This window comes from Streptomyces bullii, from assembly GCF_042657145.1.
GTDB lineage: Bacteria > Actinomycetota > Actinomycetes > Streptomycetales > Streptomycetaceae > Streptomyces > Streptomyces bullii.
The window spans coordinates 331,421-357,728 of record NZ_JBHSNY010000009.1 but is presented as its reverse complement, the minus strand read 5'-3'; the positions used below and the strand labels follow the sequence as shown (position 1 = coordinate 357,728).

21 protein-coding genes and 1 pseudogene are annotated in these 26,308 nt (G+C 70.1%); 3 read left to right on the top strand and 19 right to left on the bottom strand.

Going from position 1 to position 26,308, the window contains the following annotated elements:
* Window positions 1-45 precede the first annotated feature (45 nt).
* From ACFPZJ_RS26675 to ACFPZJ_RS26650, 6 genes are all read right to left on the bottom strand, one after another.
* The gene (locus tag ACFPZJ_RS26675; RefSeq protein WP_381026468.1) at window positions 46-1,227 is read right to left on the bottom strand and encodes an NAD(P)/FAD-dependent oxidoreductase; all 1,182 of its coding nucleotides are present in this window, start codon (window positions 1,225-1,227) and stop codon (window positions 46-48) included.
* A gap of 245 nt (window positions 1,228-1,472) precedes the next feature.
* Complete coding sequence (locus ACFPZJ_RS26670) at window positions 1,473-2,606, bottom strand: aromatic ring-hydroxylating oxygenase subunit alpha (RefSeq protein WP_381026465.1); 1,134 nt, start codon at window positions 2,604-2,606, stop codon at window positions 1,473-1,475.
* A 20-nt stretch (window positions 2,607-2,626) separates the two neighbouring features.
* On the bottom strand, window positions 2,627-2,824 hold the full coding sequence (locus ACFPZJ_RS26665; protein ID WP_381026463.1) for an FAD-dependent oxidoreductase: 198 nt from the start codon (window positions 2,822-2,824) through the stop codon (window positions 2,627-2,629).
* Window positions 2,775-3,104 carry an N-methyl-L-tryptophan oxidase family protein gene (locus tag ACFPZJ_RS26660; protein ID WP_381026461.1) on the bottom strand — a complete coding sequence of 110 codons (330 nt, stop codon included), beginning with the start codon at window positions 3,102-3,104 and terminating at the stop codon, window positions 2,775-2,777. Before ACFPZJ_RS26660 ends, ACFPZJ_RS26665 begins: the two co-directional genes overlap by 50 nt.
* A gap of 154 nt (window positions 3,105-3,258) precedes the next feature.
* The gene (locus tag ACFPZJ_RS26655; protein ID WP_381026458.1) at window positions 3,259-3,849 is read right to left on the bottom strand and encodes an MBL fold metallo-hydrolase; all 591 of its coding nucleotides are present in this window, start codon (window positions 3,847-3,849) and stop codon (window positions 3,259-3,261) included.
* The gene (locus tag ACFPZJ_RS26650) at window positions 3,846-4,928 is read right to left on the bottom strand and encodes an S-(hydroxymethyl)mycothiol dehydrogenase (protein WP_381026456.1); all 1,083 of its coding nucleotides are present in this window, start codon (window positions 4,926-4,928) and stop codon (window positions 3,846-3,848) included. Before ACFPZJ_RS26650 ends, ACFPZJ_RS26655 begins: the two co-directional genes overlap by 4 nt.
* 329 nt (window positions 4,929-5,257) lie before the next feature.
* On the opposite strand from ACFPZJ_RS26650, the pseudogene purU (ACFPZJ_RS26645) reads away from it, so the two are divergent.
* Together purU (ACFPZJ_RS26645) and ACFPZJ_RS26640 are read left to right on the top strand one after the other, a co-directional pair.
* Window positions 5,258-5,440: pseudogene (gene purU / locus ACFPZJ_RS26645) on the top strand (formyltetrahydrofolate deformylase); the annotation flags it as partial.
* 113 nt (window positions 5,441-5,553) lie between these two features.
* Window positions 5,554-6,381, top strand: a complete 828-nt coding sequence (locus tag ACFPZJ_RS26640; protein ID WP_381026453.1) for an IclR family transcriptional regulator — start codon at window positions 5,554-5,556, stop codon at window positions 6,379-6,381.
* Here the strand turns inward: ACFPZJ_RS26640 and folP are convergent.
* The 10 genes from folP to ACFPZJ_RS26590 all read right to left on the bottom strand — a co-directional run bounded on the left by folP (window position 6,367) and on the right by ACFPZJ_RS26590 (window position 21,636).
* A complete protein-coding gene (gene folP / locus ACFPZJ_RS26635) occupies window positions 6,367-7,245 on the bottom strand; it encodes a dihydropteroate synthase (RefSeq protein ID WP_381026700.1) in 879 nt (292 codons plus the stop codon). The two genes, ACFPZJ_RS26640 and folP, sit on opposite strands and share 15 nt — an antisense overlap.
* Window positions 7,246-7,392: 147 nt before the next feature.
* Window positions 7,393-7,995, bottom strand: a complete 603-nt coding sequence (locus tag ACFPZJ_RS26630; protein WP_381026450.1) for a sarcosine oxidase subunit gamma — start codon at window positions 7,993-7,995, stop codon at window positions 7,393-7,395.
* On the bottom strand, window positions 7,988-11,245 hold the full coding sequence (locus ACFPZJ_RS26625) for a sarcosine oxidase subunit alpha family protein (protein WP_381026448.1): 3,258 nt from the start codon (window positions 11,243-11,245) through the stop codon (window positions 7,988-7,990). Before ACFPZJ_RS26625 ends, ACFPZJ_RS26630 begins: the two co-directional genes overlap by 8 nt.
* Window positions 11,246-11,257: 12 nt before the next feature.
* Window positions 11,258-12,490, bottom strand: coding sequence for a sarcosine oxidase subunit beta family protein (locus ACFPZJ_RS26620; RefSeq protein WP_381026447.1), 1,233 nt, complete (start codon window positions 12,488-12,490; stop codon window positions 11,258-11,260).
* Window positions 12,491-12,560: 70 nt separating this feature from the next.
* Window positions 12,561-13,421, bottom strand: a complete 861-nt coding sequence (locus ACFPZJ_RS26615; RefSeq protein WP_381026444.1) for a bifunctional methylenetetrahydrofolate dehydrogenase/methenyltetrahydrofolate cyclohydrolase — start codon at window positions 13,419-13,421, stop codon at window positions 12,561-12,563.
* Window positions 13,422-13,457: 36 nt separating this feature from the next.
* The gene (locus ACFPZJ_RS26610; protein WP_381026442.1) at window positions 13,458-15,896 is read right to left on the bottom strand and encodes a GcvT family protein; all 2,439 of its coding nucleotides are present in this window, start codon (window positions 15,894-15,896) and stop codon (window positions 13,458-13,460) included.
* Window positions 15,897-16,077: 181 nt separating this feature from the next.
* A complete protein-coding gene (locus ACFPZJ_RS26605) occupies window positions 16,078-17,046 on the bottom strand; it encodes an ABC transporter substrate-binding protein (RefSeq protein WP_381026440.1) in 969 nt (322 codons plus the stop codon).
* Window positions 17,047-17,060: 14 nt separating this feature from the next.
* Window positions 17,061-19,061 carry an ABC transporter permease gene (locus tag ACFPZJ_RS26600; protein WP_381026437.1) on the bottom strand — a complete coding sequence of 667 codons (2,001 nt, stop codon included), beginning with the start codon at window positions 19,059-19,061 and terminating at the stop codon, window positions 17,061-17,063.
* On the bottom strand, window positions 19,061-20,146 hold the full coding sequence (locus ACFPZJ_RS26595) for a quaternary amine ABC transporter ATP-binding protein (protein WP_381026434.1): 1,086 nt from the start codon (window positions 20,144-20,146) through the stop codon (window positions 19,061-19,063). The genes ACFPZJ_RS26600 and ACFPZJ_RS26595 overlap by 1 nt, the downstream gene beginning before the upstream one ends.
* Before the next feature lie 20 nt (window positions 20,147-20,166).
* Entirely contained in the window at window positions 20,167-21,636 is a 1,470-nt protein-coding gene (locus tag ACFPZJ_RS26590) for an aldehyde dehydrogenase family protein (RefSeq protein WP_381026432.1), read from the bottom strand.
* Window positions 21,637-21,854: 218 nt separating this feature from the next.
* Here ACFPZJ_RS26590 and purU (ACFPZJ_RS26585) point away from each other — a divergent pair, with 218 nt between their 5' ends.
* A complete protein-coding gene (gene purU, locus ACFPZJ_RS26585) occupies window positions 21,855-22,727 on the top strand; it encodes a formyltetrahydrofolate deformylase (protein WP_381026430.1) in 873 nt (290 codons plus the stop codon).
* A 94-nt stretch (window positions 22,728-22,821) separates the two neighbouring features.
* On the opposite strand, the gene ACFPZJ_RS26580 is transcribed toward purU (ACFPZJ_RS26585), so the two are convergent.
* From ACFPZJ_RS26580 to betA, 3 genes are read right to left on the bottom strand one after another with little or no spacing between them, the layout of a single operon-like run.
* Window positions 22,822-23,664 (bottom strand): alpha/beta fold hydrolase, encoded by an 843-nt coding sequence (locus ACFPZJ_RS26580; RefSeq protein ID WP_381026427.1) that lies wholly within the window; start codon window positions 23,662-23,664, stop codon window positions 22,822-22,824.
* 12 nt (window positions 23,665-23,676) lie between these two features.
* On the bottom strand, window positions 23,677-24,513 hold the full coding sequence (locus tag ACFPZJ_RS26575) for a methylenetetrahydrofolate reductase (RefSeq protein ID WP_381026424.1): 837 nt from the start codon (window positions 24,511-24,513) through the stop codon (window positions 23,677-23,679).
* A 3-nt stretch (window positions 24,514-24,516) separates the two neighbouring features.
* Window positions 24,517-26,187, bottom strand: coding sequence for a choline dehydrogenase (gene betA / locus ACFPZJ_RS26570; RefSeq protein ID WP_381026421.1), 1,671 nt, complete (start codon window positions 26,185-26,187; stop codon window positions 24,517-24,519).
* Window positions 26,188-26,308: the final 121 nt, after the last annotated feature.

Here is a 26,308-nt window from a genome sequence, read left to right as displayed (position 1 = left end):
GGGCGGTCTTCCCCGCGGTCTCCAGGGAGAGTTGGGGCGCGGAGCTCATGACACGACGGCCGCGGCGGCGGGGACGAGGGTGCGGCGCAGCCGGTTGAACACCTTCGGCTGGTTGAGGGAGAGCACGGCGACGGGGGTGCCCTCGCGCCGGTAGACGGCGGTGAAGGTGCGGCTGTCGATGTCGCCCTCGACGACCTCGGGTTCGGCGCCCGGCGCGACGTATCCGGCGACCTGGATGCGTACCTGGTACTGGTCGGACCAGAAGTACGGCGGGGTGAGCGGGGCCTCGGCCGGCACACCGGTCAGCAGCGTGCGAGCGGCGGTCTTCGCCTGCTCGGTGGCGTTGTTCCAGTGCTCGATGCGGGCGTGCCGTCCCGTGAACGGGTGGGGGCAGCGGGCGACGTCACCCACGGCGACCACGCCCGGGGCACCGGTCGAGCAGCCGGCGTCGCACATCACGCCGTCGTCCACGTGCACACCGGAGCCGACGAGCCAGTCGGTGTTGGGCCGCACGCCCACGCCGGCCACGACGATGTCGGCGGGCAGCAGCCGCCCGTCCGCCAGCCGTACGCCCGTGACCCGGCCCTCGCCGATCAGTTCCGCCACGCCGGTTCCGCACTGCAGCCGGACCCCGTGATCGCTGTGCAGCGAGGAGACCACCAGCCCCATCTCGCGTCCGAGTTGACGCTCCAGGGGTACGGGGAGCGCCTCGACGACGGTGACGTGCAGTCCGAGCCGGTGCGCGGTGGAGGCCACCTCGGCGCCGATGAACCCGGCGCCGATGACGACGACGCGGGGCAGGCCGTCGAGCAGTTCGGCGCGCAGGGCCTGGGCGTCCTCCAGGGTGCGCAGGGTGTGGACGCCCGCCAGCCCGTCCGTGCCGGGGAGGGTGCGGGGGGTGGCGCCGGTCGCGATGACGATGCCGTCGGTGCGTACATGCCGTCCTCCGGCCAGGGTGACGGTGCGGGCGGCGGGGTCGAGCCGTACGGCGCGCTCGCCGAGCAGCCACTGCGCGTCCAGGACCTCGTACTCGTCCGCGTCGCCGAGCGCGAGTCCCTCGGCGTCGATGTCGCCCTTGAGGAAGTCCTTGGACAGCGGCGGGCGGTCGTAGGGAGCGTGGCGCTCCTCCCCCACGACGACGATCTCGCCGTCGTAGCCCTCTGCGCGCAGCGCGCGGACCGTGCTCAGGCCTGCCAGCGACGCTCCGACGACGGTGATGCTCCTCATGCCGGCTCCAGACGGGGTGTCTCACATGACACAACGACAATCGCTATACGCAACATGCTTTCCGCGCGGTGCGGGCATTGTCAAGGGAGGCGTCACCTATCAATTTCCGATGATGCTCGACGTTGCGCATTACGCAACCTCGGCCGGGACGGATCCCGGGTTCGTCCATGACAGCCCAATGGCCCGTCCACCTGCCGGAGGGGCCGCAACAGCAGGTGGACGGGCGGTACCGGGGGTGGGGCGGGTCAGTGTGTGGCGCTAACCCCGAGCTTGTTCTGCAGCCAGGTGTGGAACTCGCCGATGTGATGCTCGCTGGGCACCAGCACGCCGCCCTTGACGTACGCCTTCGAGCTCATCGCCGGCTGGGTGCGCTCACAGGCGTCGAAGTCCTGCTGGTTGACCCGGTGGAACAGCTCCACCGAACGCTCCACGTCCTTGCCGCTCTCCACGACGTGCGGCAGGTACAGCCAGTCACACTCGACGACCGTGCGGTCGGGTGCCATCGGGTACATCCGGTGGAAGATCACATGGTCGGGCACCAGGTTGATGAAGACCTGCGGCCGGACGGTGATCGCGTAGTAGCGGCGGTCCTGGTCCTCGGCGACGCCCGGGATGCGGTCCAGGCCCTCGGAGCCGTCGACGGTGAAGCCCTGGATCTCCTCACCGAACTCGGCACCGTGGCCGACGTAGTACTGGGCCGCATAGCCGTCCGCGAACTCCGGCAGCACTTCGGTGAGTTCGGGGTGGATGGTGGCGCAGTGGTAGCACTCCATGAAGTTCTCGATGATGAGCTTCCAGTTCGCCTTCACGTCGTACGTGATGCGCTTGCCGACGGAGAGGTTCTCGATGCCGTAGCGCTCGATCGACTCGACGTCTCCGAGCCGCTCGACGACCGCGCCCAGCACGTCCGCCTCGAAGGACGGCGGCTCGTCGGCGAGGCACACCCACACATAGCCGAGCCACTCCCGCACGTGGACGTTGATCAGGCCGTACTCGGTCCGGTCGATGTCCGGCATCGAGGTCAGGTTGGGCGCGGCGACCAGCTTGCCGTCCAGGCCGTAGGTCCAGGCGTGGTACGGACACTGGAAGGCGCGCTTGACCTCGCCGGACTCCTCGGTGCAGAGCTTGGCGCCGCGGTGCCGGCAGATGTTGAGGAACGCCTTGATCGAGCCGTCCCTCGAGCGGGAGATCAGCACGCTCTCGCGGCCCACCTGGTAGGTGCGGAAAGCGCCGGGCTTGTCCAGCTCGGCGGCGCGGGCCACGCAGAACCACATGGCCTCGAAGACCCGCTCCTGCTCCTGGGCGAAGACCTCGGGGGCGGTGTAGTACTCGCCGGACAGCGTGGGGATCAGGCTGGGCGGCAGGTTCGTGATGGTCATCGTGTCACCTTCGGAAGATGTCAGACGCGCACGCGGCGGGGATCGAACAGGGCAATGGGGTGGTCGGTGGTGCCTTCGATGGCAAGGTCGGCGAGGATCTCGCCGATGACGGGGACGAACTTGAACCCGTGGCCGGAGAAGCCGCAGGCCACGATCACCTGCGCATGTTCAGGGTGCCGGGCGAGGACGAAGTGCTCGTCCGGGGTGTTGGCGTACATGCAGGCCCGCCCCCTTCAGGAAGCGGCCGGGCAGGGTCGGGATGCGCGGGCGCAGGTAGTCGGCCATGGCCACGATCTCGTCCGGGTGGATCCGGCGGTCGAGATGGTCGGGGTCGCAGGGGCCGCCCTTGCGGAAGAAGGCGACTGTGGCGCCGCCGTCCGGGCCGTCGAGTGAGGGGAAGCCGTAGATCTGGGTGCCGTCAGGGTCCTCCCGGAGGTAGACGGAGTGCCGTTCGGCGCTGAGCGGGCGGACTCCGCCCTCGGGTTGGAACCAGTACATGACCTGGCGCTCCACCGTGACGCGCACGCCGAGGTCGGCGAGCAGCTTCGGCGCCCACGCGGGATGTCGGCGGCGCCCAGGGCCTCGTGGGCCAGGCCCCACTCGTGGGCGCTGCGCAGGGTGCCGGCCAAGGCCTCGCTGTCCTCGCGGCCGATCATGAGATCGCCGGTCTCGGTGAAGACCTCGCGCCCGGAGTCGACGGCGGGCTTCTCCCACGGTTCGCGGGCGCGCAGCAGCACCGGTACGTAGGCCGGGTCCTCGAAGTAGGCCTGCCGGTAGATACGGGAACCGCCGTGGCTGGAGCCGAGGTTGTGGGCCGGGCCGAAGCGTTCGATGCCGAGCACGCGCTGGCCGCGGGCGGCGAGGTGACCAGCGGGGTGAGGCGACGGGTGACCGTCTCGTCGTCGATGCCCTCCAGCGCGGCCCTGCCGGTGAAGTGTTCCTTGGTGCGGCGGACGGCGAAGCCGAGACCGGCCTCGTAGGGGTTGTGCTCGATCGGCGCACCGTAGCGGGCGGCCAGGGCCGGGGCGGCGCTCACGTGGTCGCTGTGGGCCTGGGTGCACACGACGGCAACCAGGCGCCGGTCGCCGACAGCGGCGGCGATCAGGCCGGGGTCGTGGGCGGCGTCGACGCCGAGGAACTCGTCGTCGACGCCGTTGAGCCAGACGTTGTTGCCGACCTGCCAGCTGCCGCCGTCCAGTTCGAAGGTGCCGGAGGTGACGAGGCGTTCGATGCGCGCGGTCACAGCACCACTACCGAGCGCAGGACGTCGCCGTGGTGCATCTTGGCGAACGCGGCCTCCACGTCGTCCAGGGTGATCGTCTCGGTGACGAACTCGCCCAGGTCGAAGCGAGCCTGGAGGTAGAGGTCGATCAGGGCGGGGAAGTCCCGGGAGGGCAGGCAGTCGCCGTACCAGGAGGACTTCAGCGCCCCGCCGCGGCCGAAGAGGTCCAGCAGGGGCAGGTCGAGGGTCAGCTCCGGGGTGGGGACGCCGACCAGGACGGCGGTACCGGCCAGGTCGCGGGCGTAGAAGGCCTGCTCGAAGGTCTCGGGGCGGCCGACCGCGTCCACGACGACGTCGGCGCCGAAGCCGCCGGTGAGTTCACGGATCGCCTCGACGGCGTCGGTCCTGGAGGAGTCGACGGTGTCGGTGGCGCCGAACTGCTCGGCCCACTTGAGCTTCCGCTCGTCGACGTCCACGGCAATGATGCGGGAGGCGCCGGCCACCTTGGCGCCCGCGATCGCTGCCATGCCCACGCCGCCGCAGCCGATCACCGCGATCGAGTCACCGCGGCCGACACCGCCGGTGTTGACCGCGGCACCGAACCCGGCCATCACCCCGCAGCCGAGCAGACCGGCCGCGGCGGGCGAGGCGGCCGGGTCGACCTTGGTGCACTGGCCGGCGGCGACCAGGGTCTTCTCAGCGAAAGCGCCGATGCCGAGGGCCGGGGAGAGCGGGGTGCCGGCGAGGGTCATCGGCTGCGTGGCGTTGTGGGTGGCGAAGCAGTACCACGGCTTGCCCTTGCTGCAGGCCCGGCAAGCGCCGCAGACGCCACGCCAGTTGAGGATGACGAAGTCGCCGGGCGCGACGTCGGTGACGCCCTCGCCGACCGCCTCGACGACACCCGCCGCCTCGTGGCCGAGCAGGAAGGGGAACTCGTCGTTGATCCCGCCCTCGCGGTAGTGCAGGTCGGTGTGGCACACGCCGCAGGCCTGCACCCGCACCAGCGCCTCACCGGGGCCGGGGTTCGGCACCAGGATGGTCTCCACCGAGACCGGTGCGCCCTTCTGCCGGGCGACGACGGCGCGTACCTCGTGTGTCACGGTCGATCTCCTCGTCGAGGGGACGGCCGAATGCGATCTTCGGGATCTTCGGCCTGATGTTCTGGACGGCGGGGGACATCGATCGCTCCCCGGAGCGATCGACGAGGGAGGGAGAGAGGTTCCCCGGGCCCGGGCGGAGCCCGCTGCCCGGGGCCGAGCGCGGCCATCGGTTGTGTATTGCGCAACTCTCTTCGCTATAAGCAACGATCGACCAAAACTGTCTCCCTGCGGACACTCACTGTCAAGGGGTTGGCCGAGCGAAGTTGCCATCCCGGCGGAAAACGGACGCCCGACACCCACTGACACGACGTCGCCCATCCACGGACATGCCCAACCTGAACGAAGGCCCGATCATCGAGCAGGACGTGGTCCGCGTGGACCACTCGCGCGGCCCCGACGAGCTGGTGACCATCGGCCGTGACGGTGAGGCACAGGTGCCCGCCCGCGCCGTCGGGTGGCACAGCGAGAGCCGTGTGCCGGTCAACGGGAACTGCACGGTCGTCTTCCGCTGAGGAACGGACACCCCTAGAGTGCGCGGAGACTGTCGGCAGCAAGTACCCAACCGGCCTTCTGCCCGGTCGCCGCGGCCCCCCGTGACGCACCGAGGAATGCGTATAGTTGCGCTATGAGCAACTACGCCGCAGATAGCGAAACAACAGGTACCTCGGTGAACGGCGTGCAGTCCGTCGACCGCGCCGTCAGCGTCCTGGAGATCCTCGCCCAGCGCGGCGAGGCGGGCGTCAGCGAGGTGGCCGCCGAGATCGACGTGCACAAGTCGACCGCGTTCCGTCTGCTCGGGGCCCTGGAGGCGCGTGGCCTGGTCGAGCAGACCGCCGAACGGGGCAAGTACCGGCTGGGCTTCGGGATCGTGCGCCTGGCCGGCGCGGTCACGGGGCGCCTGGACATCACCCAGCAGGGCCGGCCGGTGTGCGAGCGACTCAGCGAGGAGATCGGCGAGACGGTCAACATCGCGGTCCTGCAGGAGCACTACGCCGTCAACCTCTACCAGGTGCGCGGCCCGGGCGCGGTCGGCACGCACAACTGGGTCGGGCAGCTGACCCCGTTGCACGCCACGTCCAGCGGCAAGATACTCCTGGCCCACCTCTCGGAGAAGGAGCGCGCCGACGTGCTCGCGGCTTCGGGGACGCAGAAGCTGACGCCGCACACCCTGACCGCCAGGGCGAAGCTGGAGAAGGATCTCGCCGAGGCGCGGAAGCGGGGGTATGCGGTGGCGCTGGAGGAACTCGAGATCGGGTTGCACGCCATGGCCGCCCCGATCCGCTCCCGCGACGGCGAGGTGATCGCCGCCCTCAGCGCTTCGGGCCCCACGTACCGCTTCACCGAGGAACGCATCCACGAGCTCGCACCTGCGCTGATCCGGGGCGCGGAGGAGGTCAGCCGCCGGATGGGTTACCTGGGCCGAACTGCACAAGGAGGCTCAGCCCAGCGGTGACCGGGTCGAGGCCGCCGCCTCGACGCCCCAGCGGGCCGTCACGCGTACCGCGTCGGCCGTGGAGGCGACATCGTGCACGCGCAGGCACCAGATCCCCTGCGCGGCGGCGAGCACGGACACGGCGGTGGTGGCGGCGTCGCGCAGCCGCGCGGGGCGGGGTTGTCCCGTCGCCCGGTCGGCCAGCAGACTGCCCAGGAACGACTTGCGTGACGCGCCCACGAGGACGGGGTGGCCGAGGGCCATGACGTCCCCGAGGCACCCCAGGAGCTCCCAGTTGTGGTCGGGCGTCTTGGCGAAGCCCAGCCCGGGGTCGACGACCAGACAGCCGGGCGCTATGCCCGCCTCCAGCGCGGCGTCGATTCTGAGGCGCAACTCGTCGAGCACATCGGTGACGACGTCGTCGTAGACCGCGTGCGCCTGCATTCCGGCGGAGTGTCCACGCCAGTGCATGACGACGTAGGGCGTCCCCGCCCGGGCCATCAACGGCAGCATCGCGGGGTCGGCAAGGCCCCCTGAGACGTCGTTGACCAGCCGCGCACCCGCGTCCAGCGCGCGTGCGGCGACCTCGGCCCGCATGGTGTCCACACTCACGATCGCGCCCGCCGCGGCGAGCTCCCGGACGACGGGCAGGACGCGTCGCAGTTCCTCCTCGACCGGCGGGCGTACCGCGCCGGGGCGGGTCGACTCACCGCCCACGTCCACGATGTCCGCGCCCTGTTCGAGCAGCGCGAGCCCGTGCGCGACGGCCGCGTCCGCTGCGAACGACAGCCCGCCGTCGGAGAACGAGTCCGGGGTGACGTTCACGACGCCCATGACCAGCGTCCGGCCGGGTGCGGGCAGCCCGTCCGGGTGGAGTGCGGGCATCCCCGGGTGCAGTGGGGTGGTGGTGTCAGCCGTGACGGTCACAGGGTCCAGCCTTCGAAGCATGTGAAGAGACGTGCGGCACAAAGCCCTGTGGGAGCTCCTCGGGGGAGCTGCCACAGGGGGGACGGGACAACCCGCCCAGGACGCTCAGACGTATTCCGTCGCCGCGTCGAGCAACCAGTCCGCCAGATAGCCGGCGAACGTCGAGCGCACCAGAACCCAGAATCCGGCCCTCGGTTCGTCCCGGGCGACCAGGACGACCTGTGTGCGGCCCAGCGTCGTCTGGGCGCAGCGTCCGGCGCCGAAGACCCGCGGATGCAGGTCCAGCGGACAGCCGTGGGCCAGCAGGTCCTGGGCGCGAGGGCCCGAGACCAGGAGCGTGGTGCGCTGCGCGGAGACGTCGGTGACCGAGACGGGCTCGGCGCCCGCGGCCTCCCGGATCCGGCTCTCCAGGTCCCGCTCGCTGCCCGGCGGTCCCACCAGCAGCCACTCGTCCGGGCCGAGCCACAGCGCGGTCAACTCCCCCGCGCGGACTACGGTGTTGGGCTGGAGCGGCAGTTGCAGGTCCAGGGTCAGCCCGACGGCTTCCGCCGCGGCTCCCTTGGCGTCCAGACGCACGTTGAGCTGGGCCAGGAAGGGAAGTTCGGCCAGCCGGATCGCACCCCCGGACGCGTGGGTCGCGGTGGCCAGACGGTCGGTGACGCGCGACAGCGGGCTGCGGAGCGGGGCGGTAAGGGCGGTCTCAGCCATCGCGGCGTGCTCCCTCGGGGTCGTAGAGGACAGGGCTGGCCACGGTCACCGGCACCAGTTGGTCACCGACGGGGGCGTACAGCCGCTCGCCGATGCGGTCCCGGCCGCCCTTGATCAGGGCGAGCGCGAACGTCCGGCCCAGGGCGGCGCTGCGGTAGCTGGACGTGACATGGCCGAGCATGGGGACGGGCGGGGCCGGCAACACACCGTCGGCGACCAGGTGGGTGCCCTCCGGGAGGAAGGTCCCCGGGTCCTCGGGGAGCAGGCCGACCAGGTGCTTGCGGTCCGGGCGGGACGTGTCGGCGCGGGCGTGGGACCGCTTGCCGATGAAGTCCGGCTTCTTCTTCGACACCACCCAGCTCATGCCGAGGTCCTGGGGGGTGACGGTGCCGTCGGTGTCCTGGCCGATGATCGGGTAGCCCTTCTCGGCACGCAGGACGTGCATGGTCTCCGTACCGTACGGGGTGATGCCGTACGGGGCGCCGGCCTCGTACACCGCCTCCCACAGAGCGAGGGCCTGCCACGGTGACACGTTGATCTCGAAGGCGAGTTCACCGGAGAAGCTGATCCGGCAGACCCGGGCCTCGATGCCCGCGACGGTCGTCTCCCGCCAGGCCATGAAGGGGAAGTCCTCGTTGGCCACGGCGAGTTGGGGCGCGAGCGAACCGAGGACCTCGCGGGACTTCGGGCCGACCAGGGCGATCGTGGCCCACTGCTCGGTCACGGAGGTGCAGTGGACCTTCAGCTCGGGCCACTCGGTCTGGAGCCACTCCTCCATCCAGTCGAGTACGGCGGCGGCGTTGCCCGTCGTCGTGGTGACCAGGAAGCGCTCCGGGGCGACGCGGATGACCGTACCGTCGTCGAAGACCATGCCGTCCGGGCGGCACATGACGCCGTAGCGGATCATGCCGACCTTCAGGGTGCTCATCATGTTGGTGTAGAGACGGTCCAGGAAGACGCCGGCGTCCGGGCCCTGTACGTCGATCTTGCCGAGCGTGGAGGCGTCCATGAAGCCGACGCTCTCGCGGGTGGCGGCGCATTCGCGCAGCACAGCCGCTTCCATGTCCTCGCCGTCCTGCGGGTAGTACCAGGGGCGCTTCCACTGGCCGACGTTCTCGAAGAGCGCGCCGTGCGCGACGTGCCACTCGTGGATAGCGGTCGTGCGGACCGGGTCGCTCAGCGCGCCTCGGTCGCGGCCCGCGAGGGCGGCGAAGGAGACCGGGGTGTACGGCGGACGGAACGTCGTGGTGCCGAGCGCCGAGATGTCCACGCCGAGCAGTTCGGCGACGACACCGCTGGCCAGGACGCCGGAGGTCTTGCCCTGGTCGTTGGCCGTGCCGGCCGTGGTGTAGCGCTTGGTGTGCTCTACCGAGTGCAGGCCGGCGCCGGTCGCGCGGGCCAGGTCGTCGACCGTGACGTCGCGCTGGAGGTCGACGAAACGGGGGCCTTCCGCGTCGCCCGGGACGACGTACACGTGCATCGGCGGCGTCTGCCGCGGCTGCGCGGGCACCTCCGGGAGGCGCGGCGCCTCGGGGGTGTAGCCCTCCGCCTCGACGGCGCGGGCACCGGCGGCCGCGCCCTGTGCCAGGACGGTGGCCGGGTCGAGGGCACCGCTCGCGCTGCCGACGACCTCGACCGCCTGGCGGGTGGTGTCGGGGACGAAGGAGCCCAGCGTGTCGTCGTAGCGCAGCTTGCCGCCCGACTGGCTGAACAGGTGCGCCACCGGGTTCCATCCGCCGGAGACCAGCAGCAGGTCGGCGGCGAACTCCCGCCGTCCCGCGGACTCTCCGTACGGCGCCACGGTCACGGCGGAGAGGCGGGCCTCGCCCTCCGTGCCGGTGACGGCGTGCCCGGCCAGCACCTCGATGCCGGCCGCCCTCGCGCGCTCGGCCCACTCGCCCGGTTCGGGGCGGGTGTCGACGATCGCCGCGATGGCCAGGCCGGCCGAGGCAAGGTCCAGCGCCGCCGCGTACGCGCTGTCGTTGGTCGTGAAGACGACCGCGTGGCGGCCGGGCAGGGCGCCGTGGCGGTTGACGTGGGTGCGGGCCGAGGAGGCCAGCATCACGCCGGGGCGGTCGTTGTCCGCGAAGGCCAGCGAGCGCTCGTGGGCGCCGGTGGCGAGGACGACTCGGCGGGCGCGGATGCGCCAGACACGTTCGCGGGAGACGTTCTCGGGGGCGTCGGCGCCGAGGTGGTTGGTGCGGCGTTCGACGGCGAGGAGGTGGTTGTCGTCGTAGTAGCCGAAGACGGTGGTGCGGGGCAGGACGCGGACCTCGGGGGCGGCGTCGAGCTGCTCGGTCACCTCCCGCACCCAGTCGAGGTGTTCGGCCGTGCCCAGGAGGCTGCCGCCGGGTTCCGGCTGGTCGTCGGCGAGGATGACGCGGGCGCCGCTGTTCGCTGCCGCCGCCGCTGCCGCGAGGCCGGCCGGGCCGGCGCCCACGATCAGCAGGTCGCAGTGGGCGTGTACGGCGTCGTAGCGGGCCGGGTCGGGTTCCGTGGCGAGGCGGCCCTGGCCGGCGAGGCTGGTGGCCACGAGGCCGTCGTAGAGCTCGACGGTCGTGGCGGGGAGCATGGGCTCCGGGAAGGGCTCCTCGATCTGGATGACCGCGTTGGGCTCTTCGACGCCGGCGGAGAAGATGCCTCGGGGGCGGCCGAGCTTGATGCTGGTGCCTGCCTGGATGACGCCGTTGGCGAGGAGGGCGGAGGCGAGGGTGTCGCCTCGGAAGCCTCGGTATTCGGTGCCGTCGAAGGTGAACGTGAGGGGGGTGTCGCGGTCGATTCGGCCGCGGGTGGGGTGGCGGAACGGATTGGTCTCGCCCCCGCCGCCCCTACCCTTCCCGCCCTGAAGGGGCTCCGCCCCTTCGACCCCGCTGGGGGCTGCGCGCCCTGACCCCCCTTCGGCCTGAACGGCCTCGTCCTCAAACTCCCCCAGCGGGGGGACCCCCAGACGGGCTGAAAGAACTGGTCTCGGCTCCAGCGTTGCCGGGCGTTCCTCTCCCGACCTGTACACCGTCAGGATCTCGTTCGTCGACGTGTCCCGTACGGCGTTGAACCAGCGGCGGCAGCCCGCCGTGTGGCTCCAGCGCTCGGCGAAGGGGCCCTTCGGGTTGTCGCGGAAGAACAGGTAGCGGGCCCACTCCTCGTCGGAGAGGGACGCCGGGTCCTCCGGGTACGGCACGTGGGCCTGGCCGCCGTAATGGAACTCGGCCTCGTCACGGGGCCCGCACCACGGGCAGGGGATGAGCAGCATGGGTTCGGCTCCCTAGTGGGCCACCGCGGCCGCGCCGTGCTCGTCGACGAGCGCGCCGGTGGTGAAACGGTCGAGCGAGAAGGGGGCGTTGAGGGCGTGCGGGGTGTCGTTGGCGATGGTGTGGGCGTAGACCCAGCCGACTCCGGGGGTGGCCTTGAAACCTCCCGTGCCCCAGCCGCAGTTGAGATAGAGGTTGTCGACGGGGCTGAGCCCGATGATCGGTGAGGCGTCGGGGCTGACGTCCACGATGCCGCCCCAGGTGCGCAGCACGTGGGCACGGGCGAAGACCGGGAACAGCTCCAGGGCCGCCGACATCTGCTCTTCGATGATGTGGAAGGCACCGCGCTGGGTGTACGAGTTGTACGCGTCGATGCCCGCGCCCATGACCAGCTCACCCTTGTGCGCCTGGCTGACGTACACGTGGACGGCGTTGGACATGACGACCGTGGGGTGCACCGGCTCCAGAAGCTCCGACACGAGGGCCTGCAACGGGTGGCTCTGGACGGGGAGCTCGATGCCCGCCATGGCGGCGAGGACCGAGGTGTGGCCCGCCGAGCAGAGCGCCACCTTGCCGGCCGCGATGGGGCCGAGGTCGGTCTGGACACCGACCACGCGGTTGCCGACCACGTCGAGGCCGGTGACCTCGCAGTTCTGGATGATGTCGACCCCGGCGGCGTCCGCCGAGCGGGCCAGGCCCCAGGCGACGTAGTCGTGCTTGGCGATGCCCGCGCGGGGCTGGTACGTGGCCCCCAGGACCGGGTAGCGCACGTCCTGCGAGATGTTGACGATCGGGCAGACTTCCTTGACGCCGTCCGCGTCGAGCCACTCCGCGTCCACACCGTTGAGGCGGTTGGCCTCGACGCGGCGCACGCTGTCGCGGACGTCCTGGAGGCTGTGCGCCAGGTTCAGCACGCCGCGCTGGGAGAAGAGGATCGGGTAGTCGAGCTCCTCCGCCAGGCCCTCCCAGAGCTTGAGGGCGTGCTCGTAGATGCCGGCGCTCTCGTCCCACAGATAGTTGGAGCGGATGATCGTGGTGTTGCGGGCCATGTTGCCGCCCGCGAGCCAGCCCTTCTCCAGCACCGCGACATTGGTGATGCCGTGGTTCCTGGCGAGGTAGTGCGCGGTGGCGAGGCCGTGGCCGCCGCCACCGACGATCACCACGTCGTACGACTTCTTGGGCTCGGGATTACGCCACAGGAAGTCGGGGTGGTCAGGGAGATCGGCGCCGGGGGTGCGGGGGCTCATCGGACGTCTCCGTCTTCTGAAAGGGCGTCTGCGAGGTGCGGATGCTGCGGGTACTTGGGGGCGTGCGCGTTCATATCGCGGTGGCGTTCCTCTCGGCGGCCTCGACGACGTTGGCCAGCAACATCGCCCGGGTCATGGGGCCCACGCCGCCGGGCATGGGCGCGATCCATCCGGCGACCTGGGCGGCATCCGGGTGGATGTCGCCGACCAGGCCCTGGTCGGTGCGGGTGATGCCGACGTCCAGGACCGCGGCGCCGGGGCGCAGCATGTCCTTGGTGACCAGTCCGGGCGAGCCGGCGGCGGCGATGACGATGTCCGCCTCACGGACGTGCCAGGCAAGTCCCTTGGTGCCGGTGTGGCACAGGGTCACGGTGGCGTTCTCGGAGCGGCGGGTGAGGAGGAGGCCGATCGGGCGTCCGACGGTGATGCCGCGACCGATCACGCACACCCTCGCCCCGGCGAAGGGCACCTCGTGGCGGCGGAGCAGCTCGACGATGCCGCGCGGGGTGCACGGCAGCGGGGCCTCGACGCCCAGGGTGAGCCGGCCGAGGTTGACGGGGTGCAGCCCGTCGGCGTCCTTGGCGGGGTCCATGCGCTCCAGTACGGCGTTGGTGTCCAGGTGGCGCGGGAGCGGGAGCTGGACGATGTAGCCGGTGCAGGCGGGGTCGGCGTTGAGCTCGTCGATCGTCTCCTCGACCTGCTGCTGGGAGGCGTCGGCGGGCAGGTCCCGGCGGATGGAGGCGATGCCGGCCTGGGCGCAGTCGCGGTGCTTTCCGGCGACGTAGGCATGGCTGCCCGGGTCGTCGCCGACCAGGACGGTGCCGAGGCCCGGCGGGCGGCCGTTCGTGGCCGTCAACTTCGCCACGCGCTCCGTGAGTTCGCGGCGGATGTCGGCGGCGGTCGCCTTGCCGTCGAGCAGCTGTGCGTTCACCGGCGGTGTTCCTTCCCTCGGAGTCGACGCGGGATGTCAGCCACGGAGGCGGGACATGGTGGGGTCGAACAGGGGCTCCTCGGCGACGACCGCTTCGACGCGCTGGTCGAAGTAGCCGATCTGCAGGGGCGTGCCGGGCGTGGTCAGGTCGGCCGGGAGCCAGGCGTACGCGATGCCCTTGTCGATGGTGTAGCCGTAGGCGGCGCTGGTGACGTAGCCGACCGCTCGGCCGCCGTCGTACACCGGCTCCTTGCCCAGGACGACAGCGTGCGGGTCGTCGATCGTGAGGCAGGTCAGCTTCCGCCGTACGTTCTCCTTGCGGCGCTCCAGTGCGGCCTTGCCGATGAAGTCGTCCTTGTCGAGCTTGACGGCGAAGCCGACGCCGGCCTCGTACGGGTCGTGCTCGTAGGTCATGTCGGTACCGAAGGAGCGGTAGCCCTTCTCCAGGCGGAGGCTGTTGAAGGCGCCTCGGCCCGCGATGACGCCGCCCAGCGGCTTCGCCGCCTGCCACAGGGTGTCCCACAGTTTCAGGCCCTGGTCGGCGGTGGTGTACAGCTCCCAGCCGAGTTCACCGACGTACGACAGGCGCATCGCCGTCACCGGGACGCTGCCGATGTAGGCGCGCTTGGCGCGGAAGTACTTGAGGCCGTCGTTGGTGAAGTCCTCATCCGTCAGCGGCTGGAGGACCTTGCGGGCCAGCGGGCCCCACAGGCCGATGCAACAGGTGCCGGGGGTGATGTCGCGGACCTGGACCGTGCCGTCGGCGGGGAGGTGGCGGGTGAACCAGTCGAGGTCGAGGTTGCCGTTGGCGCCGACCTGGAAGAGGTCGCGGGCGAGGCGGGCGACGGTGATGTCACTGCGGATGCCGCCGTCGTGGTCGAGGAGCAGAGTGTACGTGACCGAGCCGACCGACTTGGCGACCTTGCCGGTGCACAGGCGCTCCAGGAACTCGGCGGAGCCGGGGCCGCTGACCTCCAGGCGCTTGAGGGCCGTCATGTCGTACATCGCGACGGTCTCGCGGGTGACCTGCGCCTCGGCGCCGACGATGGGCGACCAGAACTGGGCGGCCCAGTCGTTCGGGGTGGGGATGGAGCGGCCCTCGACCAGCTTCGCGTTGGCCTCGTACCAGTGCGGGCGCTCCCAGCCGTTCGCCTCCAGGAAGAAGGCGCCCAGCTCCTGCTGGCGGGAGTGGAAGGGGCTGGTGCGGATCGGGCGCGGGTCGCCGGACGGCTGGAGGGGGTGGAGGATGTCGTAGACCTCGACGAAGTTCTGGCAGTCGCGGGCCAGGACGTACTCCGGGGACAGCTGGTGCGGCTCGAAGCGGTTGACGTCGCACTCGTGCAGGTCGAAGGACGAGCAGTGGCCGTCGACCAGCCACTCGGCCATGGCCCGGCCGACGCCCGCGGAGTGGGTCACCCACACGGCTTCGGCGACCCAGAAGCCCTTGACGTCCGGGGACTCGCCGAGCAGCGGGAAGTTGTCGGTGGTGAAGGAGAACAGGCCGTTGATGCCCTCCTCGACCTTGGCCTCCTGCGTGGCGGGGAGGAGGGACTGGGTCTCGGTCCAGGCGGGCTCGAAGTCCTCCTCGGTGAACTTCAGGATCGACGGCATCTCGTCGGCCTCGTCCACGGAGAGGATGTCGTCGGCGGAGATCGGCATCGGACGGTGGCCGTAGTAGCCGATGCCCAGGCCGTCGAAGCGGTCACGGTAGTAGAGGTCGGCGTCCTGGTGGCGCAGGATCGGGCGGACCGCCTCCTCCGTCTGCCCCGCGAGGGCCGGGACGGGGCCGGTCCAGGCGAGCTGGTGGGCCAGCGGGGTCAGCGGCAGGTTCATGCCGACCATGCGGGCGATCTTCGGGCCCCAGATGCCGGCGCAGCACACCACGATGTCGGCTTCCAGATCGCCCTGGTCGGTGCGGACGCCCGTCACCTCGCCGTCGGCCGTCAGGACGTCGAGGACCTCGTGGCGGGCGAGGAAGCGTACGCCGCGCTCGGTGGCCCGGCGGATCTGGGCCTCGACGGCGAGGACCGCCTTGGCGAGGCCGTCGGTCGGGACGAGGAGGCCGCCGAGGACCTTGTCGCGGTTGACCAGCGGGTGCAGCTCGACGCACTCGTCGGCGGTCAGGATCCGTGACTCGATGCCCCAGGCGGTGATCCAGCCGTGCCGGCGGTGCAGTTCGGCGAGGCGCTCCGGCGTGGTCGCCACCTCGAGCCCGCCGACCTGAAGGAAGCAGGGCTTGCCGTCGACGTCGAGGGAACAGAACTTCTCGACGGTGTAGCGGGCCAGTTCCGTCATGGTCTTCGAGGAGTTCGTCTGGAAGACCAGGCCAGGGGCGTGCGAGGTCGAGCCCCCGGTGGCCGGGAGCGGCCCCTGGTCGACCACGGTCACCTCGGTCCAGCCCCGCGCCGAGATCTCGTCCGCGAGCGCCGCGCCGACGACTCCCGCTCCGATGATGACCACACGCGGTCCCGCCATCGCCGCACCTCCGGTTGAGTTGCTTTCTGCGCAACCTGATTCAGGTTGCGCAACTCAATGTGCCTGCCGTGCAGGTGGGTGTCAAGAGGTCCGGTGACGTCGGAGAACGGCTCGGAAAACAGCAATGCCCGGTGGGCGGTGCGCGTCCGTGCGCACCGCCCACCGGGCATCCGTGAAGGCCCTACTTGATCCAGGCGTCCACCTTGTCGCGGTTGGCCTCGACCCACTTCTTGGCCGCCGCCTCGGGCTTCATCTTGTCCACCGCGATGTACTTGGCCACGGTGTTCTGGTCGTCGTTCGTCCAGTTGAAGTTCTTCACCAGGTCATAGGCGGGGCTGCCCGACTTGGCGAACTTGGCGCTGACGATCTTGTCCAGGTCGTACACCGGGTAGTCGCACGCGACCTTCTCCGCGTCGGCGTCGCAACCCTCCTTGTACTCGGGCAGCTTGACCTTCACCAGCGGCACCTCGGACAGGAACCACTGCGGCTCGTAGAAGTAGCCGATCACCCACTTCTTGTTCTTCTCGGCGTCCCGGTAGGCCTGGATGAGGGCGGTCTCGCTGCCCGCGTACACCACCTTGAAGTCCAGCTTCAGGTTCTTCACCAACGCCTCGTCGTTGGTGACGTACGACGGGTCACCGTCGAGGAGCTGACCCTTGCCGCCCGACTCGGAGGTCTTGAAGTTCGCCGCGTACTTGTTGAGGTTCTTCCAGTCGGTGATGTCCGGGTGGGCCTTCGCCAGCCACGGCGGTACGTACCAGCCGATGACGCCCTTGTTGCCGGTCGAGCCGGCCGAGACGGCGGTCTTCTGGTCGGTGATGTACTTCTTCTTCAGGTCGTCGTGACCCCAGTTCTCCAGGACGGCGTCCACCTCGCCCGTCCCGAAGCCCTGCCAGGCGATCTCCTCCTTCAGGTCCTTCTGGTTGACCTTGCAGCCGAGATCGTGTTCCGCGACGTAGGCGACGACCGCCGCGTCCGCCTCGTAGCCCACCCACGGGTTGACCGCGAGGTTGAAGGTGCCGCATTTGCCGTCGCTGCCGGCACCCGCGGAGCTGTCACCGACCTTCGCACCGCCGCAGGCGGTGAGGGTGAGGCCGAGGACCGCTATGCCGGCCGCGCCGACTCTCCACTGTGTTGCTTGCCTTGCCATGGTCAGTGAACTCCTTACGCGCTGGTACGCCGCGCCGCTGCCTGAGTGATCCGGTCGAACATGACTCCGAGAAGGACGATGGCGAGCCCGGCGGCGAGCCCCTTCCCGAACAACTGACCCTGCGAGAAGCCGGCCACGACGTCGTAGCCGAGGGCGCCCGCGCCTACCAGGCCGCCCACCACAACCATCGACAGCACGTAGATCAGGCCCTGGTTGGTCGCGAGGGTCAGGGCGCTGCGTGCCATCGGCAGCTGGACCTTGGTGATGACCTGCCAGGTGCTGCACCCGGCGGAGGTGGCCGCCTCCACGGTGGTCTCGGGCACGGCCCGGATCCCGTCCGCGATGATCTTCATCGCGACGGGCGCTCCGTAGACGATCGCGGCGACGATGGCCGTGAAGCGCGTGGGCCCGAACAGCGCGAGGAACGGCACGAGATAGACGAACGGCGGCATGACCTGGGCCGCGTCCAGGCTGGGCCGGATCAACCGGTCCACGAGCGGACTGCGTCCCATCCACACGCCGAAGACAATGCCGAGCACCATCACGAGCACCGTCGCGACGAGTGTCGACGCGAGCGTCGTCATGGCATCCGACCACACGCCGGTGCCGACCAGCAGGCCCACGCACACGGCCGTGGTGCCCCCGGACTTCCAGCCGCCGAGCACCACGCCCAGCGCGATCAGCACCGCGCCGACGAGCCACCACGGGGAGTCGGTGACCAGCGTCTGGAACGGGTTGAGCAGGCCGTTGGTAATGGCGTCGCGGATCGCGTTGGTGAGACCGGACAGGTTGTCCTGCGCCCAGGTGGTCCCGCTGTCCGCGGCGCTCGCGATGTGGCTGCCGATGGTGCCGTCGCCGGGGAACTCGGCCGCCCACAGGTAGGTGTGCGACAGGTAGATCAGGACCGCGGTGACCGCCGCGCCGGCTCCCAGCAGGGGCCGCCGCCACGTCACCAAGCGGTTCTTCGAACGCCGTGCATTCTCTTCCCGTGCGGCGGCCGCGGTCGTGACCCGGTCCAGGACGATCGCCATGACGACGATGGCGAGACCCGCGTTGAAGGCCGTGCCGACGTCGAGCGACTGAAGTGCCTGGACGACGACCGCGCCGAGGCCGGGCGCGTTGATCAGGGCTGCGATGGTCACCATGGCCAGGGCGGCCATGATGGTCTGGTTGACGCCCATCACCACGGTCCGCTTGGACATCGGCAGCAGGACCTTCAGCAGCGACTGCCGGCGTGTGGCGCCCAGTGAGTCGGCCGCCTCGACTGTCGTGGCGGGCACGTTCCGGATGGCGTGCGCGGTGATCCGGATCGCCGGAGGGGCCGCGTAGATGACGGTGGCGATGGTGGCGGAGGCGCCGCCGATGAGGAAGAACAGGGTCAGCGGGGCCAGGTAGACGAAGGTCGGCATCGTCTGCATGAAGTCCAGGAACGGCGTCATGATCCGGTTGAACCGGTCGGACAGCCCCGCCCACACACCCAGCGGGAGCGCGAACAGCAGCGCCACGAACACGGCGCACGGGATGAGCGCCAGGGTGTCCATGCTCTCCTGCCACAGGCCCTGCAGTCCCATGAAGGTGAACCCGGCCACCGCCAGCAGCGCGACCCGCCAGTTGCCCACGGCCCAGGAAATGTAACCGGCGATGCCGACGACACCGAGCCAGCCGATCTGCGGGACCGGGCGGGCGCCGGTCGGCTGGGAGATCAGCTCCTGGATGAAGATCACCAGGTGGTCGATGACCAGCCGGATCTCGTTGAAGAAGTACAGGAAGAGCGGGTTGGAGTTGCGGTTGGCCCCGATGGAGTCGTTGACGTCGTTGATCCACCGGTGCAGATCGGTGAGGTCGGCCGCCGCCAGGGCGAGGGTCTGCTTGCCGCGCAGGACGAGGAACAGCACCAGCCAGACGACCAGGATGGCGCCGACCACCATGGACCGGCTGATCTTGCGTGTCTCTTGGACAGGAGCAGCCGGCTCGGCTGCCTGTGTCTTCTCGGGTTTCTCGACGGCGACGGTCATCACGCGCCGCCTTCCTGTCCGGCGACCACCGCGAGGATCTCCTCGTCGCCGACGATGCCGAGCAGCCTGCCGTTCTCGACGACCTTGACCGGCCTGTCGGCCGCGAGGACCGCCCGGGTGGCCTCCTTCACCACGACGTCGGGACCCAGCTCGGGACCGTCCAGTTCGTCGCCGTCCTCCCGCGGGCGCATGATCCACCGCAGGGTGAGCACGTCGCCGCGGGGCACGTCCTTGACGAACTCGCGCACGTAGTCGTCGGCCGGGGCGCCCACCAACTCGTCGCCCGTGCCGCACTGGACCATCTTGCCGTCGCGCATGATGAGGATGCGGTCGCCCAGTTTGAGGGCCTCGGAGAGGTCGTGGGTGATGAACACCATCGTCTTGCCGACCTCGTGGTGCAGGCGGATGACCTCGTTCTGCATGTCACGGCGGATCAGCGGGTCGAGCGCCGAGAACGGCTCGTCGAAGAAGAGCACGTCCGGATCACCGGCCAGCGCCCGGGCCAGGCCCACGCGCTGCTGCATACCGCCCGACAGCTGGTCGGGATAGGAGTTCTCGTAGCCCGCGAGGCCGACCAGCTCGACGACCTCCTGGGCCCGCCTGGTGCGCTCGGCCCTGCCCATGCCCCGGATCTCCAGACCGAACGCCACGTTGTCCACGACACGGCGGTGGGGCAACAGACCGAAGTGCTGGAAGACCATGGAGAACTTACGGCGACGCAGGTCGCGCAGCCGCCTGTCGTCCGCCTGACGGATGTCCTCACCCTCGAAGACGACCTCACCGGCGGTGGGTTCGATCAGCCGGGTCAGACATCGCACCAGCGTGGACTTGCCCGATCCGGACAGGCCCATCACGACGAAGACCTCGCCGGGGGAGACGTCGAAGTGGACGTCGCGTACGGCAGCGGTGCATCCGGTGCGGTCCATGAGCTCGCGGCGGGTGAGCCCGCACAACTCCTCGGAGTCCGGCACCTGGTCGGCCTTCGGCCCGAACACCTTCCACAGCCTGCGCACGGAGATGACCGGGGTGGAGCCCGAGTCCTGGGGCGTGCCGCGCCGCTGCGGCACCTCGGTCTGTGTGGTCACGGTCGACCTTCTTTCGGCGTTCAGCCGCGGAACCAGTGCTGCGGCCGGGGTTGGATGTTCTGCCAGATGTGTTTGGGCTCTCGGTACTCGTTCAGGCCGGTCGGTCCCAGCTCCCGGCCCACGCCCGAGTGCCCGAAGCCACCCCATTCCGCTTGCGGCACATAAGGGTGGTAGTCGTTGATCCACACCGTGCCGTGGCGCAGCCGCCGGGCGACCCGCTGGGCCTTGCCGGCGTCCTGCGTCCACACGGCTCCGGCGAGTCCGTACTGGGTGTCGTTGGCGATGCGTACAGCGTCGTCCTCGTCGGTGAAGCGCTCCACCGTGAGCACGGGCCCGAACGACTCCTCGTGCACCACGCGCATGTCCTGCCGGCACTCGTCGAGCACGGTCGGCGGGTAGTAGTGGCCGTTCGCCAGCGCCGGGTCGTCGGGCCGTGCGCCACCGCAGCGCAGCACGGCGCCTTCGGCGAGGCCGGCCGCGACGTACGCCTCGACCTTCGCCAGGTGCTGTGCGGAGATCAGCGCCCCTGTCTCGGCATCGGGGTCGAAGGGGCCGCCGAGGCGGATCTGCCGGGCCCGGCGGACCACCTCGTCGACGAAGCGGTCGTGCAGACAGTCCTCGACGATGAGGCGGGCCCCGGCCGAGCAGACCTGTCCCGAGTGCAGGAAGACGGCCGTGAGGGCGAAGTCCACGGCCGTCTCGAAGTCGGCGTCGGCGAAGACGACGTTGGGGTTCTTGCCGCCGAGCTCCAGCGCGACCTTCTTCACGGTCGCGGCGGCGGTGGCCATGATGCGCTTGCCGGTCTCCAGGCCCCCGGTGAAGGAGACCATGTCGACAGCGGGGTGCTCGGAGAGGGGTGCGCCCACCTCGGGCCCGGTTCCCAGGACGAGATTGGCGGCGCCGGCCGGAAGCCCTGCCTCCTCCAGTGCCTTCATCAGCAGGATCGAGGTGGAGGGGGTCAGCTCGCTGGGCTTGAGGACAATCGTGTTGCCGGCGAGGAGCGCGGGGGCGACCTTCCAACTGGCCTGCAGCAGCGGGTAGTTCCAGGGAGTTATCAGTCCGCACACCCCGACCGGCTCGTACTCGACGCGGCTGACGGCGTCGTCCCGGCCGGTGTCGATCACCCTGCCTGCGTCGGTGCCGCCGAGCCCGCCGTAGTAGCGGAAGCAGGAGACGACGTCGGCGATGTCGTACTCGCTCTCCACCAGCCGCTTGCCGGTGTCCAGGGACTCGGCGCGGGCGAATTCCTTGGCGTCGCGCTCGATCAGGTCGGCGGTGCGCAGCAGCAGCGCGCCGCGCTCCCGCTCGGAGGTGTTCGGCCAGGGCCCCTCGTCGAAGGCCCGGCGGGCCGCGGCGATCGCCGCCTCGGTGTCGGGGCGGGTCGCCTCCGATACGGTCGCCGCGAGCGTGCCGTCAGCGGGACATCGGATCTCCCGGTGCCCGCCGGCCACCGGGTCCCGCCATTCGCCATCCACGTACAGGTCTGCCACGCGCCGAGCCTTTCAACCGAAATTCGTTGCGCATCGCGCACCCGATTGCTTGTGGTGGAACACCCTGGCGAATGCCCAGACAGACGTCAAGAGGTTGACCGGTGACGATTTGGCCATGCGATCACTTACCCGGCCACCCTTGACCGCAAGCGTCGACCCGCCGACCATGTTGCGTATCGCTCACCATGTTGTGCATTACGCACCAACGGAGGCCGCTTATGTCCCCTCGACCGCAACCTGGCCGTGAGTACGTCCTCACTCTCTCCTGTCCCGACAGCGCCGGACTGGTCCACGCAGTGAGCGGCTTTCTCGTCAGGAACTCCGGCAACATCCTGGAGAGCCAGCAGTTCGACGATCGGCTCCAGGGCCGTTTCTTCATGAGGGTCCATTTCGACGTTTCCGATCCGAACGCCGGTCTGGAACAACTGCGTTACCGGTTCGGCCCGGTGGCCCAGGCCTACGGCATCTCCTGGACCCTGAGGGAGGCCGCCACACCGACCCGGACACTGATCATGGTGTCCAAGTTCGGCCACTGCCTGAACGACCTGCTCTTCCGCCGCCGCACCGGCGCCCTCAACATCGAGATCCCCGCGATCGTCTCCAACCACCGGGACTTCGAGGGACTCGCGGAGACGTACGGCATCCCCTTCCACCACATCCCGGTGACCAAGGAGACCAAGCCCGAGGCCGAGGCCCGGCTGCTGGAGCTCGTGCGCGAGCTGGACATCGACCTGGTGGTGCTGGCCCGCTATATGCAGGTCCTCTCCGACGACCTGTGCAAGGAGCTGGACGGCCGCGCCATCAACATCCACCACTCTTTCCTCCCCAGTTTCAAGGGCGCACGCCCCTACGAGCAGGCCTACCGGCGCGGAGTGAAGCTCGTCGGCGCGACGGCGCACTATGTGACACCGGACCTGGACGAGGGCCAGATCATCGAGCAGGACGTGGTCCGGGTGGACCATTCCCTCGACCCCGGCGACCTGGTCACGGTCGGACGGGACGTCGAGGCACAGGTGCTCGCGCACGCGGTGAAGTGGCACAGCGAAAGCCGCGTGATGGTGGACGGCAACCGCACGGTGGTCTTCCGCTGAGCAGCATGCACACGGGGGCGGACCGGATTGCGGTCCCGCCCCCGTCGTATGTCCCGCCCCCACCGTATACGGCCCCGGGCGTACCGCTGGGCGGTCACCGCGGCTGCTGGAGGAAGGCGATGAGCGCGGCCGTGAGCTCCGCGGGGGCGTCCTCCTGGACGAGGTGACCCGCGCCGGCGATCGGTTCGAAGCGCGCGCCAGGGACGAGAGCGGCGAGCTCGCGCCCCTTCGCCACTGGGATCCAGGTGTCGTCCTCGCCCCAGCAGACGAGCGTGGGGACGCCGATCCCGCCGTACCGGCTCTGGATCTCGTCGGTGTACCGCTGGTCGGCCTGGGAGATCTGCCGGTAGAAGGCCGCCTGGCCGGGGCCGTCCAGCCAGGGGGCGACGAGCCGGTCGAGCACCGCGGGATGCAGGCCCGGGCTGCTGGCGGAACCGACGTACTCACGCACCAGGGCACGGTGGAGTGCGGGCGGTAACCGCTCGAAGACGTGGGGGTGCTCACCGACCAGCCGGAAGAACGGGGACCCCCACGGCGCCAGCGCCACCGGATCGACCAGCGCGAGGGCCCGGTAGCAAACGCCGTGCAGCAGGTGGGCCCGCAGCGCGACGGCGCCGCCGAAGTCGTGGGCGACGACGAGCGGATCCGCCAGTCCCCAGTGGCCCAGGAGCTCGGTGAAGACGCGTCCCTGGGCGGCGAGGGACACGTCCTGGCCCGCGGCCATCTGCGAGGTTCCGTAGCCGGGCATGTCCCAGAAGAACACCTGATGGTCGCGGGCGAGCGAGCGGGCGACGGCACGCCAGACGTACGACGAGAAGGGCGTCCCGTGCAGAAGGACGACCGCGGGCCGGCCGGGAGGGCCGAGCCGGTCCCAGTGGACGTCACCGGACGTGCTGGTGAAGGTTCGGGTCAGCTGCCAGTCGGTGTCCGTTGCCATCCTTCTCCCGGTTCAGCCGCCCAGCCGGTCCAACAGCGCGCGGCGCCACCGCTCCGTCTCGGCGATCTGGTTGAACGTGAACAGGTGCAGGCCGGCCACGCCCGCCGAGGGTGCGGTGAGCGCCTCCTGCGTGCGGGTCAGCAGCCTCTCGGGGGCATACCCACCGGGTGCCGCGAAACGCACGAACCAGGAGGCGTGCTTCGCCAGGAAGCGCGTCGACTCCCCCACCCCGATCTTCGTGGCCATCGCCAGCAGCTTCGCCCGCTGAACGGGACCGGCGACACCCACGTACAGGGGCAGGGTGACGTCCCGGCGCCGGATGCGCACGATCCACTCCCCCAGCACCCGCGGGTCGAAACAGAGGTTGCTCACGAGGTACGTGGCGTGCTCGCGCTTGTCCCACATCGCCTGGATGGTGACGTCGTCGTGGATGAGGGGATGGCTTTCGGGGTAGCCGGTGACGCCGACGTGCGCGAAGGGTCTGCCCAGCTCGCTGAGCCTGCGCAGCACCGGCAGCGCCCCGTCGTAGACCCCGGCGGGCGGGTCGGCGTCACCCGCCGGGACGAAGACGTCGTCCACGCCCGCCTCGCGCAGCCGGCCCGCGACCTCCTTGAGGTGCAGGTCGTCCCGCAGCAGCCGCGCCGGCACGTGCGGGACGACCCGGTAACCGTGCGCGGCGAGCCGGCCGGTCAGGTCGAGGGTCGGATCCAGGCCCTTGACCGGCGACGCCGTCACGGTGACGACGACGTCGCGCGGTACATGGGCGAGGACCTTGTCCTCGGTCGCCTTCCCCGGCAGTACCTCGTAGCGGACGCTGTCCAGCAGTGCCCGGAGCCCTGCGGCGGCCAACGCCTACCCCGTCTGCTTCTGGGCGTCACGGTGGCGGTAGTACGCGGCCTTCGACGGCGCGAGCGGCTCCTTGCCGAGGATCAGGTCGGCGGCCTTCTCGGCGACCATCATGACGGGAGCGTAGATGTTGCCGTTGGTGACGTAGGGCATGACGGACGCGTCCACCACGCGCAGGCCCTCCGTGCCGTGCACCCGCATGCTGGTCGGGTCGACGACGGACATCTCGTCGGTGCCCATCTTGCAGGTGCAGGACGGATGCAGGGCGGTCTCGCCCTCCTTGGCGACCCAGGCGAGGATCTCCTCGTCCGTCTGTACCGACGGTCCCGGTGAGACCTCCCCGCCGTTGTACGGGGCGAGTGCGGGCTGGTTGAGGAGTTTGCGGGCCACCCGGATCGCCTCGACCCACTCGCGGCGGTCCTGCTCGGTGGAGAGGTAGTTGAAGCGCAGCGCCGGGTGCTGGCGCGGGTCCTTGCTCTTGATCTTCACGGAGCCGATCGCGTCCGAGTACATGGGCCCGACGTGCACCTGGTAGCCGTGGTCACCGGCGGGTGATGAGCCGTCGTAGCGGACCGCGACGGGCAGGAAGTGGAACATCAGGTTGGGGTAGTCGACGTCCTCGTTGCTACGGGCGAAGCCGCCGGCCTCGAAGTGGTTGGTCGCCGCCGGACCCTTCCTGAACAGCCACTGCAGGCCGATGAAGGGGGCGCGCCACTTCGCCATGTACGGCTGCATGGAGACGGGCTGCTTGCAGGCGTACTGGACGTAGACCTCCAGGTGGTCCTGCATGTTCTCGCCGACGCCCGGGAGGTCGTGGACGACGTCGATGCCGAGGGCACGCAGTTCCTCGGCGTTGCCGACACCGGAGAGCTGCAGCAGCTGCGGGGAGTTGATGGCGCCGCCGCACAGGATGACCTCCCTGGCACGGACCTGCTGGAGGGCGCCCCGGCCGCGCTGGAACTCGACACCCACGGCGCGCTTGCCCTCGAAGAGGACGCGGGTGACGAGGGCGCGCGTCCTGACCGTGAGGTTCGGCCGCTTCATCGCGGGCTTGAGGTACGCCTTCGAGGCCGACAGCCGGCGTCCGCGATGGACATTCCGGTCGAACTTGGCGAAGCCCTCCTGCCGGTAGCCGTTGACGTCGTCCGTGGGGGCGTAGCCCGCCTCCTGCGTGGCCTTGAGGAAGGCGCCGAAGAGGGGATTGGTGGCCGGACCGCGTTCGAGCACGAGCGGGCCGTCGTGACCGCGGAACTCGTCGTCCGGGTCGGCCGCCAGACAGTTCTCCATCCGCCGGAAGTACGGCAGACAGTGGGAGTAGTCCCAGGTCTCCATGCCCGGGTCGGCCGCCCAGCGCTCGTAGTCCATGGGGTTGCCGCGCTGGAAGATCATGCCGTTGATGCTGCTGGAGCCGCCCAGCACCTTGCCCCGGGCGTGATAGATGCGCCGGCCGCCCATGTGGGGCTCGGGCTCGGATTCGTACTTCCAGTCGTAGAACCGGCTGCCGATCGGGTAGGTCAGCGCCGCGGGCATGTGGATGAACACATCCCACGGGTAGTCCGACCGGCCGGCCTCCAGGACCAGCACCCGGTTGGCCGGGTCGGCGGAGAGTCTGTTCGCCAGCGCACTGCCGGCCGAACCGCCACCGACGATGACGAAGTCGTACTGCACAGGAGCCATGGTGCCTCGTCTCGCTCGCGCCGTAGATATGCGAGGCATGCTAGACCCGGTCGCGTTATACGCACCAGGTTGCGAACCACGCAACTTCCAACATCTTGGTTTCGGTCCTGTTACTTGCAGG